8 protein-coding genes are annotated in these 10,492 nt (G+C 61.5%); all 8 read right to left on the bottom strand.

From position 1 onward, the window contains the following. Positions 1-330 precede the first annotated feature (330 nt). Complete coding sequence (gene murF / locus Q0349_RS09745) at positions 331-1,698, bottom strand: UDP-N-acetylmuramoyl-tripeptide--D-alanyl-D-alanine ligase (protein WP_298080704.1); 1,368 nt, start codon at positions 1,696-1,698, stop codon at positions 331-333. Beyond that, entirely contained in the window at positions 1,680-3,128 is a 1,449-nt protein-coding gene (locus Q0349_RS09740) for a UDP-N-acetylmuramoyl-L-alanyl-D-glutamate--2,6-diaminopimelate ligase (RefSeq protein WP_298080702.1), read from the bottom strand. The genes murF and Q0349_RS09740 overlap by 19 nt, the downstream gene beginning before the upstream one ends. Next, positions 3,103-4,986 (bottom strand): penicillin-binding protein 2, encoded by a 1,884-nt coding sequence (locus Q0349_RS09735; RefSeq protein ID WP_298080701.1) that lies wholly within the window; start codon positions 4,984-4,986, stop codon positions 3,103-3,105. The genes Q0349_RS09740 and Q0349_RS09735 overlap by 26 nt, the downstream gene beginning before the upstream one ends. Positions 4,987-4,989: 3 nt before the next feature. Next, a complete protein-coding gene (ftsL, locus tag Q0349_RS09730) occupies positions 4,990-5,247 on the bottom strand; it encodes a cell division protein FtsL (RefSeq protein ID WP_298080700.1) in 258 nt (85 codons plus the stop codon). Positions 5,248-5,252: 5 nt separating this feature from the next. Beyond that, positions 5,253-6,170, bottom strand: coding sequence for a 16S rRNA (cytosine(1402)-N(4))-methyltransferase RsmH (rsmH, locus tag Q0349_RS09725; RefSeq protein WP_298080699.1), 918 nt, complete (start codon positions 6,168-6,170; stop codon positions 5,253-5,255). Further along, positions 6,167-6,622: a division/cell wall cluster transcriptional repressor MraZ gene (mraZ, locus tag Q0349_RS09720; RefSeq protein ID WP_298080698.1), complete on the bottom strand. Its 456-nt coding sequence runs from the start codon at positions 6,620-6,622 to the stop codon at positions 6,167-6,169. Before mraZ ends, rsmH begins: the two co-directional genes overlap by 4 nt. Positions 6,623-7,097: 475 nt before the next feature. Continuing rightward, complete coding sequence (gene der, locus Q0349_RS09715) at positions 7,098-8,480, bottom strand: ribosome biogenesis GTPase Der (RefSeq protein WP_298080697.1); 1,383 nt, start codon at positions 8,478-8,480, stop codon at positions 7,098-7,100. A gap of 86 nt (positions 8,481-8,566) precedes the next feature. Beyond that, complete coding sequence (locus tag Q0349_RS09710) at positions 8,567-10,252, bottom strand: von Willebrand factor type A domain-containing protein (protein WP_298080696.1); 1,686 nt, start codon at positions 10,250-10,252, stop codon at positions 8,567-8,569. Positions 10,253-10,492: the final 240 nt, after the last annotated feature.

Genomic DNA, 10,492 nt, shown 5'->3' with positions numbered 1-10,492 from the left:
CCCGCTGCGGGTGCTGGCGCACCCTGCGAGGGAGGGGGCATATCGGTGGTTTTTCGCCGCTTCAGCGCGAGAAGCGCCGTATGCCATTTACATACACTTGAGCGCCCGATGTGTATGTAAACAGGGTTGGGTTTTGTCGCGCTGCGGGTGGCTTGCTGCCCCCACCCCGGGTTTCCACGAAAAATGCGACCGCATTTTTCGTGTCGGCAATGATTTCGCCTTACGCTTGTCGTATCGGGCAGGTTGATTGGTCGGGGGCAGTTCGGCGGGGGTCCGGGCTTTTGTTCCTGTATTTGGCAGCAATGTGCGGTGCGCGTTCATCTTCACCCCTCAATGTCCATCGGGGGCGGTAATGCCCGCTGCGGCGAGTACGCCTTCCATGCGGGCGCTGCGTGAGCCTTTGACCAAGACCACTGTGGCGGGCGCGGCGGCGAGGTGGGCGGCGAGCGCCTGTCCGGCGGCGGCGGTGTTCAAAAAGGGGCGGGCGGCAGGGAAGGCGGCGAGGTATTGCTCCGCCAGTCCCGTACCGACTGCCCAGAAATCGTCAATGCCGCAGGCGGCGGCGTAGGCGGCGACGTCGCGGTGCAGTGCCGCTTCTTCCGCCCCCAACTCGCCCATGGCGCCTGCGATAATCAGCGCGCGCGGCGCGGCGGCGAGGACGTCTATCGCCGCCTTGAATGAGGCGGGGTTGGCGTTGTAGGTGTCGTCGTAGATGGTGTGCGCGCCGACGCGGATGGCGGCGAGGCGCGACTGTTGCAGGGCAAGGCCGTTCAGCGTTGCCTGCATTTGCGCACCGGTAACGCCGGCGAGGCGGGCGGCGGTGCAGGCGGCAAGAGCGTTCATAACGTTGTGCCGTCCTGCCAACTGCCATTCCACCGGGTAATCGGCGCCATCGACGTGCAGCACAAAGCAGCTGCCGTCAACGGCGAGGTCGTGCGCCGTGACGTCGGCGTCGAGGTTGAGGGAAAAGGTGTATTGCGCGCGGTCGCGGAATTGATCTTGCCAGCGCGCGGCGGCGGGCAGGTCGAGATTGAGGACAATGGCGCCGTCGCTGTAGGCGTAGATTTCGCTTTTCGCGGCAATCACCCCTTCGAGCGAGCCGAAACCGGCAAGGTGCGCCGGGGCAACGTTGGTGATGAGCGCCACATCCGGACGGGTAAGCGTCGCCAGCCGCGCGATTTCGCCGGGGTGGTTCGCGCCCATTTCAATCACCGCAAAGCGGTCTTCGTCGCGCAGGCGCAGCAAGGTGAGCGGCACGCCGATGTCGTTGTTCAGATTGCCAATAGTGGCGAGGGTCTGCCCGCGCGTTTGCAGCAGGCGTTGCAGCATTTCTTTCGTGCTGGTTTTGCCGTTGCTGCCAGTGATGGCAAAAAACTGCGCCTGGCAACGCGCGCGGCGGTCGCGGGCGAGTGCTTGCAAGGCGGCGAGGGTGTCGGCGACGACGATTTGCGGCAAATCTACCTCTGGCTGGTGCTCGGCGACGATGGCAGCGACGGCGCCCTGCCCTTGCGCGGCGGCGAGGAAGTCTTCACCGCGAAAATTGGCGCCACGCAGGGCAACGAAAAGTTCGCCCGCGCGCAGGTTGCGGCTATCGCTGCTGACGTCGAGCGCCTGAAAATCGGCGCCGTAATGGACGCCGTCGCAGAGGGCAGCGATTTCAGCGGCGCTGAGCGGGGTGTTTAGTGGTTTTGCAGCCATGCGCGCACGGTTTCCTGGTCGGAATAGTGGTGTTTGGTGGTGCCGAGGATTTGGTAGTCCTCATGCCCTTTGCCGGCGATGACCACGGCGTCGCCCGCCTGTAATTGCGGCAGGACGAAGCGGATGGCTTCTTCGCGCGGCCGCTTAATCCAGGCTTTTTCGCGGTTGCCCATGCCGCGCAGGCTGTCGGCGATGATGTCTGCCGGGTTTTCGGTGCGCGGGTTGTCGTCGGTGATGACAACGACGTCGGCGTTGGCTTCGGCGGCTTGTGCCATCAGCGGCCGTTTGCCCCGGTCGCGGTCGCCGCCGCAGCCGAAGACGCACCACAGTTTGCCCGGCACATGGGCGCGCACGCCTTGCAGGATGTTGGCAAGCGCCGCCGGGGTGTGGGCGTAATCAACGATGGCAGCGGCGCCGTTGCCGAGGCCGATGCGCTCGGCGCGGCCGGGCACGCCGTGCAACGCGGCAAGTTTTGCCGGGATGTCTGCCAACGGCACACCGAGGGCGAGCAGGCAGGCGGCGGTGTTCAAGAGGTTGTCCACGTTGAAGCGGGCGAGCAGGCCGCTCTGGATGGCGACCTGCTGCGCATCATGCGCGAGGGTATAGGCGATACCGTCGGGACTTAACTCGATGTCGCGCGCCTGCAGGGTGATGGCGGCGCGCGGGTGGCTGTTGCCGTGGCTGCTGACGGCGATGACGCGCGTGTCGGCATGGACGCGGTTTTCGTCAAGCAGGCGGCGGCCGTGCGCGTCGTCGATATTGATGACGGCGACGGGCAGCGGACGCGCAAATAAGCTGGCTTTGGCGAGGAAGTAGTCTTCCATGTCGCGGTGGTAGTCAAGGTGGTCGCGGCTCAGATTGGTAAAGACGCCGATGTGGAATGCAATGCCGCCGACGCGGTGCTGCGCGAGGGCGTGTGAGGATACTTCCATCGCCACCGTCTGCACGCCGGCGTCGCGGTACTGCGCGAGGTGCTGTTGCAGGCGCAGCGGGTCGGGGGTGGTGTGGCTGGCAGGTTCCAGCGCATCCAGCCTGCCGTAGCCGATGGTGCCAAGCATCGCGCCGCCGGTGGCTTGCGCGAGGAAGTGGACGAGCGAGCTTTTGCCGTCGGTGCCGGTAACGCCGATGACGTTGAGCGCTTTGGCGGGGTGGTCGTAGAAGCGCGCGGCGATTTCGCCGAGGTGTGCGCCGAGCTGCTCGCAGGCAATGGCGCCGGCGGGCGGGTTGGCATAGGGCGGTTCGTAAACGATGGCGGCGGCTTGCAAGCCGTCGCGGTAGTAATCCAGTGCGTGATGCGTTACGCCGCGCGCGGCGAGCCACAAGGTTTCTGCGGTTACGGCGCGCGAGTCGCTGGCAAGCGCCGCGATGGGGCGTGCGTCGGCGGTGGCGAAGCCATGCAGCAGTTCATTCAGTGTCTTCGGCGATTTCATGCGGGGGCGCTCCGGCAGAGTCGTTGTCTTCAAAGAGGGCGGCATCGGCGACCAGGCCGATTTCGCCGGATTTGGCGATTTTGTCGGGCAGGACGCCGAGCATTTTCAGCGACCAGTCGGCGATTTTGGAAAACGGCGGCGCAGCGACGAGACCGCCGTAGTAGTCGCTGCCTTTCGGGTCATCGACGACGACCACCATGGCGATGCGCGGCTCGTGTGCCGGGGCGTAGCCGGCGAAGATGGCGCGGTAGTTTTTTTCGGCATAGCCACCGCCCTTGCGCACTTTGTGCGAGGTGCCGGTTTTGCCGGCGACGGTGTAGCTTTCGGTGTTGGCGCGTCGCCCGGTGCCGCCGTCGCTGACCACCGCTTCCAGCATTTTCTGCACCGCTTTCGCGGTTTTTTCGCTCATGACGCGCGTGCCTTGCGGCGGTTCTTCGACTTTGAGCAGCGAGAGCGGCATGGCGACGCCGTTGTTGGCAACGGTGGCGTAGGCGTGCGCCAGTTGCAGCGCACTGCTGCTGACGCCGTAGCCGAAAAAGGTGGTGGCGTAGTCGAAGGCGCTGATTTTTTCGGTGTGCGGCAGGTGACCGCGCTGTTCGGCGGGGAAGCTGATGCCGGTTGGCTGGCCGAAGCCGAGGTTGGTCATGAATTCGCGGTATTTTTTGCGCGGCATGCGCTCGCTAATCATCGCCATGCCGATGTTTGAGGATTTGCGGATGATGCCGATGGTGTCCTGCGTGCCGTAGTTGTGCACGTCGCGCACGGTGTAGCGCCCCATTTTGTAGGTGCCGTTGGTGCGGAAGCTGGTTTTCGGGGTAATAACGCCCGCTTCCAGGGCGGCGGCAACGGCAAGCGGTTTCATGGTTGAGCCTGGCTCAAAGGTGTCGGTAATGCTGCGGTTTTTCAAGAGTTCGGCGCGGCGCTCGGCGAGGACGTTGGGGTTACCCGCCGGCAGCGACACCATCGAGAGTATTTCGCCGGTTTTGACATCCACCATCACCGCCGTAACCGCTTCGGCGCGGGTTTCGTTCATGGTGTCTTGCAGCACTTGGTGGGTGATGTACTGGATGCGCTTGTCGATGGAAAGCTGCAACTGTGTTCCGGCAGAGGCAGGCCGCACTTCTTCGACGACGCGCAAGGCGCGCCCGGCGCGGTCTTGCAGCACTTTCACTTTGCCCGCCTGTCCGGCCAGCCAGTTTTCGTAGAGTTTTTCCAGCCCTTCCTGGCCTTTGTCTTCAACGTCGGTGTAGCCGATGATTTGCCCCATGATTTCGCCGGAGGGGTAGAAGCGCTTGTAGCCGTTTTCGCGGCGCAGGCCGGGGATTTTCAAATCGAGCGCTTCGTTGGCGATGCTCGGCGGAATCTGGCGGCGCAGGTACATGAATTGCTGGTCGGCGCGCGCCGCCAGTTCGTCGTAAAACTTGGCGAGGTCTTCATCCAGAAGCGTCGCCAGCGGGCGCAGGGTTTCGTATTGGTAGCGCAGGCGCGCTTCTTCTTCGTTACCGCTGTTCGCCCAGGCGCAATCGACGCTGTACGCCTTGTCCGTCTGGCAGGCTTCGCGCAGGCGGTCAAAATCGCCGTTCAACGTCGCCCACATGCGCAGCGGGTCAATGATGAGCGTGCTCACCGGGGTGGAAATGGCGAGCGGCTCGCCTTCCCGATCCAAAATCATGCCGCGCAGCGCGTCTTCCGTCTGAATGCGCAGACTGCGGTCATAACCGCGCTTGGTCAGCGTGTCCGCCGTGGTCACTTGCAGGCGGACGAGCTGAATCACCAGCCCCAGTGTCAGCAACGCCAAAAAGCCCACCACAACATTGCGGCGGGCAGTGGCACCATAGCGGGAAGCGGAACGCGCCACGGCTCAGTCCAGATAAACCACTTGCGTCGCCTGCGGCATATGCATATCCAGTCCGTTGCGCACCGCATGGTCAATCACGCTGTCATCCGCCAGCATCTTCTGCTCCAGCAGGAGTTGCGTCCATTCGGCGTTAATCTGGTCACGGGTTTTCTTCAGAGACTGCACCTCATTGACGAGATTGCTCTGCTCATGGGCGAACTTCGCCGCCTTGACCCCGCTAAAACAGACACCGCAAAGCAGCACTGCCAGAATTAACATCATTATTTTCATACCTTTACTGCCTTTCTCAAACGTGCGCTGCGACTTCTCGGATTGTCCGCCACTTCCCTGGCGGACGGCTTGACCACGGGCGGAACCAGTCGCAGCAACGGGTTCACCCGGTCGAATGCCGACGGAATCTCCGCCGGCAGGGGCGCGCCTTCGTGGGCGCGAACAAAACGCTTCACCAGCGCGTCTTCCAGTCCATGAAAGGTAATCACCGCCAGCACCCCGCCGGATTTCAGCAAACGGGTGGCAGCGACAAGACCGCGCTCAATCTCGCCGACTTCATCATTGACGGCGATGCGAATCGCCTGAAAAGTCTGCGTCGCCGGGTGAAAACCGGCCTTGTGCAACTTGCGCGGCACCGCATCAGCGACCACCGCCGCCAAATCCAGCGTGGTGCGCAACTTGCCGCGTGCCGCCATCACCGCGCGCGCGATGCGTTTCGCCACCGTGTGCGGTTCCCCGCCCCAGTCGCGGATGACCCGCGCCAGCGTCGCCTCATCGGTCGCCGCGAGCCAGTCGGCCGCCGTAATGCCGCTTTCATTGTCCATGCGCATATCGAGCGGCCCTTCCTTGGCAAAAGAAAAACCGCGCGCCGCCTGGTCAAGCTGCGGCGACGACACGCCAAGATCGAGCAAAACGCCGTCGAGACTGGCCGCTGCCACGTCTGCAAATGCCGACGCCATTGCGGAAAACGGCGCGCGCGCGAAATGAAAGCGCGGATCGGCAACCGCCGTGGCGGCAGCGGCTGCCTGCGGGTCGCGGTCGAGCGCATACAGCCGCCCTGCCCCGCCGAGCGCGGCAAGAATGGCGCGACTATGCCCGCCACGACCAAAAGTGCCGTCGAGATAGACACCATCCTCACGAATGGCGAGTGCCTGCACCGCTTCGTGCAGGAGCACCGTGGTGTGTTCACTCATATCGCCAGCGTCTCCAGCGCGCCGTTCAGATCCAGCCCGTCCGCGCGCAACGCATCGGCATCCTCAACGTTGATCGCATCCCAGGCTTCCTGGCTCCACAACTCAAACTTGTTGCCCATGCCGCTCATCACCACCTTCTTGTCCAGCCCCGCGCGCTGGCGCAGCGGCGGCGGGATGAGAATGCGCCCGGTGCTGTCCAGCTCGCATTCGGCGGCGTTGCCCATGTAAAGGCGCTTCAGCCGACGGATTTGCGGGTCAAAGCTGGGCAGTTTCACCAGCTTCTCCTCCACCTGCTGCCATTCCGGCAGCGTATAAAGCAGGAGCTGGTTTTCCAGATCGGTGGTCAAAATCAGCACACCTTCGCTCTCCGCCTCAAATTGCGCGCGCACCTTGGCCGGGACGGAAAGCCGTCCCTTGGTGTCGAGCGAAATATGGTAGATACCGCGAAACATGGTATGGGTGAGCCGGGTGAGTTATGGTCTGTTGCACAATTTCCCACATTATACCCCGTGTCATCTTTAGAAAAAAATTACGTAATAAATTATCCATGCTTGTTCGCAAAATCGCGTTATACCTGCATTACTGTTGGGCGATATTTCTGGCATTTTATTGATGCAGAAACAACAGGATTGGCGACTTTCTCCGCAGCCGGTGCAATAAAGTGGGGAAAGTGAACGCATCGGCGTTTTTGTCTGCGCCGTGCAAGGGCGACATTGGGAAAAACCGCGCGGCAGGCGTCCTTTCCCGTCCGCTTCCACTTAATGTTGCAGAAAAGGTTTGCAGAAGCGGCAGTATCCGCGCAGCTAAAGCCATCCGCTGTTTTTTCGTGTGATTCTTTGTGTTTTTTTCAGCACTTTCGTTTAGCGACGAGGATGCGCTGTTTATCCGCGCACGCAATAAAAAACCCGCTGGCGCGGGTTATGCGGCTTATTTGTCGCGGTAGGGATTGGCCTTGTCGCGGTAGCTGATGCGCACCGGGGTGCCATACAGTTTGAAGTGTTCGCGGAAAAATTTGCTTAAGTATGTGGTGTAACTCGCCGGGACGTTCGTGGTGCGGGTGCCGTGGATGATGATGTGCGGCGGGTTGCGTCCGCCCTGGTGCGCGTATTGCAGTTTGATGGAATGCCCCTGCACCAGCGGCGGCTGGTGGCGGTGGTAGGCGGTTTGCAGCGCTTCGGTCAGTTTGTTGGTGGAGAGTTCGGCTATCGCCGCGCGATAGACTTTTTTCACCGCGGGCAGGATCTGGCGGATGTTGCTGCCGTGCAGCGCCGAGATGTAGAAGACTTCGGCGTAATCAACGAAGTGCAGTTTGCGCTCGAACTGGCTGCGGATGGCTTTTTTCTGTTCATCGTCCAGGTGATCCCATTTGTTGATGGCGATGATGAGGGCGCGGCCACGGCGGGTGATTTCGCCGAGCAAATGCGCGTCCTGCTCGCTCACGCCTTCGTGCGCGTCCAGCATGAGGATAACGACGTTGGCGCGCTCAATCGCGTCCAGCGTTTTGACGATGGAGAATTTTTCGATTTTGTCGCTGACCCGCGACTTGCGCCGCACGCCTGCGGTGTCTATCAGGGTGAAGCGGTCACCGTGCGCGTCTTCATAGGGAATGGCAATGGCATCGCGCGTCGTCCCCGCGACGGGGCTGGCGACAAGGCGTTCTTCGCCAATGAGGCGGTTGAGCAGGGTCGATTTGCCCGCGTTGGGGCGGCCAATGACGGCAAGGGCAATGCCTTCTGCTTGCGCCTCCGCCCCGTTATCTTCGCCGAAATACGCGGCGTCGGGCGATTCCAGCAGGCGAGCAACGATGCGCTGCGCCAGTTGTTGCAGGCCACGGCGGTGTTCGGCGGCGATGGCGAGGGTGTCCGGGATGCCCAGCGCGTAGAAGTCGGCGAGGATGAGGTCAGGGTCGGCGAAGTCGGTTTTGTTTACCGCGAGGATGACCGGCTTCTGGCTGCGGCGCAGCTCGCTGGCGATGGTTTCATCCACCGCGGTCAGGCCGTCGCGGCCATCGACGACGAAGACGACGACATCGGCTTCTTCCACCGCCGCCCGCGCCTGTTTGTCCACGCGGCGGTCAATCTGGTCTTCTTCGTCGCGCAAGAGGCCGCCGGTATCGACGATGCGGCAGGGCATTTCCCCCAGCCGCGCTTCGCCGTAGTTGCGGTCGCGGGTGAGGCCGGGGGTGTCGGAGACGAGCGAGTCGCGGCTGCGGGTGAAGGCGTTGTAGAGGGTGGATTTGCCGACGTTCGGGCGGCCAACGAGGGCGATGAGCGGCTTGCGGCGGGCGGGGATTTCGGTTTCGGGGGTCATGGGGTTTCGGGTTGGTGTTGGCTGGTTTACATACAGGGTAGCGGGGTTGGTGTATGTAAATGGCGGCGACTATTGGATCTATTGGGTTACTTCCCCGCCGACAGGCTTTGCGCCTTTTCAATCAGCGCAATCAATCCGGCGCGTTCACCGTGGGGGTCTTCGCCTTTGGCGGATTGGGCGAGGCGGAGGATGCCCGCCCAGTCAAGCGCGCCGTTTTGTTCGCTGTCTTTCAGCGCTTGCGCGTAACTGGCGGCGGCAATGGCAAGGCGGGTGGAGGCATCGGCATCTTCAAGCGGGATGCTGCTTGCCATAACGGGCTGTTCCAGCGGTTGCCGCTCGCCGTCATCGGCGTCTTTGTAACGCAGGTTGAGCCAACCATATTCGTTTGCCTTGTCGCCGGCAAGTGGCTGCTGATAGCGGCTTGCAACGCCCCAATAAGGTTTTTCCTGCGGGGTGATGGCATAGAGGGCGGTAACGCTCCCGCCCGCACCGATGTCGCCTGCGTTTTCATCGTCGTTGTCGTAATAGTCTTCATGAAGCAGGCGGTTTTCGTAGCCAACAAGGCGGTATTCTTTGACGGTTTCCGGGTTAAATTCCACGCGGATTTTTACGTCGCGCGCGATGGTGGTGAGCGTCGGGGTAAGTTGGCGCACCAGCACTTTTTTTGCTTCGGCCTCGTTGTCAATGTAGTGATAGCTGCCGTTATCTGCCTTGTCTGCCAGCGTCTCCAGCAAGGCATCGTTGTAATTGCCCGTGCCGAAGCCGAGAATGGTGAGCCCGATGTGGTTGCCACGCTGGTCGCCGATATACCAGCGCAATTCCAAATTGCTGATGCCGCGGTTAAAGTCGCCATCGGAGGCAAGCAGGATGCGGTTAATGCCGTCCTCTTGGTAGTGTTCCCTGACAGCCTGGTAGGCCAGGTGCAGCGCGTCCGCCCCCGCGGCCATGCCATGCGGTCGCAGCGGCTTGAGGGCGGCGACGATTTTTTCTTTCTGGTCGCCAAATGTGGGCGGCAGCAATTCGCGCACGTCATCGGAGAAGGCGATGAGGGTGATGCGGTCGTCGGCGCGCAAGGCTTCGGCGAAATGGCAGACGGTTTTTTTCACCAGCGGCAGTTTGTCCGGAGCGTCCATCGTGGCGGAGGTGTCAATAAGGAAGACCAGGTTGGCGGGCGGGCGTTTTTCCGGGGCGAGGTCTGCCGCCCGGATGGCGATACGCAAGAGTTTGTCGTGTCTTTTCCACGGTGAATCCACTATTTGCGTGTATATGGCGAAGGGTTTGCCGTCCTGCGGTAGCGGATAGTCATAGTTGAAATAGTTGAGGATTTCTTCGGTACGCACTGCGTCCGCTGGCGGCAGACGGCCTTCGCGTGCAATCATGCGACGGACGTTGCTGTAACTGCCGCTATCAACGTCAATGCTGAAGGTGGAAACGGGCACATCGCTCACGCGCTGTACCGGGTTAGGCTCGTAATGCGCGTAATTTTCGGTTTTTTGCGGGGCGCTCTCTCCCGTTTTGACGACGATTCTGGGCATCATCCCGTACACATAGGACATGGAAGGACCGTAACTGCCGTTCGGATTTGATACGTCCGGAGAAAATGGATTGGGCGGATAGTGTCCGGCGACTAGACCACCATCCTGCGATACCAGCACCACTGGCGTATTGCCGGTGTGTTGGTCTGATGGCGCGGCATCAAGGTCGTCGCAGAGGCTGGCCGCGCGGGTGGTGCTGATGATAAGTAGGATGAGGGGGAGACAGCGGATTTTCATGAGATTTGGGGATTAGCATGGCGAGTGAGGTTTGACCCGCCATCGGAGTATTTGGTTTTAACGGTGGGGCAAGCCCCACCCTACGGTTGTTTGGCAATTTACATACACCTGGGCGCTCAAGGTGTATGTGGCGAATTTACAATTCAAGTGCAACAGCTACAAAAAAAGGCATCCATAAGCGATACTGCAAAAAACATCAAAACCTTGCAGGAGACCGCAAATGGATACCTACAGTCATAT

The sequence above is a fragment of the uncultured Cardiobacterium sp. genome (assembly GCF_938028185.1).
Taxonomy (GTDB): Bacteria; Pseudomonadota; Gammaproteobacteria; order Cardiobacteriales; family Cardiobacteriaceae; genus Cardiobacterium.
Note: the sequence above shows the minus strand (reverse complement) of the source record. Positions and strands in the feature narration are given on the sequence as shown.